This is a genomic window from Pseudoalteromonas sp. MER144-MNA-CIBAN-0113 (genome assembly GCF_040308965.1).
In the GTDB taxonomy this organism is placed as follows: domain Bacteria; phylum Pseudomonadota; class Gammaproteobacteria; order Enterobacterales; family Alteromonadaceae; genus Pseudoalteromonas; species Pseudoalteromonas tetraodonis.
The window spans coordinates 1-277 of the sequence record NZ_JBEOOG010000310.1; the positions used below are offsets into that span (position 1 = coordinate 1).

The window sequence follows — 277 nt, forward strand, 5'->3', positions numbered from 1 at the left end:
GTATTACTACTTACTCGCCACTTCATAAATGGGGCGTAAAAAAAGGTAGCCGTGTTGGTGTTGTTGGTCTAGGCGGACTTGGCCACATGGCTGTTAAAAATGCAGTTGCAATGGGCGCAAGCGTTACGGTAATTGGCCGTAGTGAGTCTAAAAAAGATGATGCGGTTAAATTGGGTGCTCAGCACTACTTAGTGTCATCTAATGATGACGAAATGAAAGACTCGCAATCTGCCTTTGACGTCATTATAGATACGGTACCTGTAAAACATGATTTATC

Annotated in this window: 1 protein-coding gene; it reads left to right on the forward strand. The window is 43.0% G+C overall.

The annotated features are described in order from the left end of the window. A partial coding sequence (locus AAEY57_RS19825) for a zinc-binding dehydrogenase (RefSeq protein WP_350608647.1) occupies positions 1–277 on the forward strand: 277 nt, incomplete at both ends.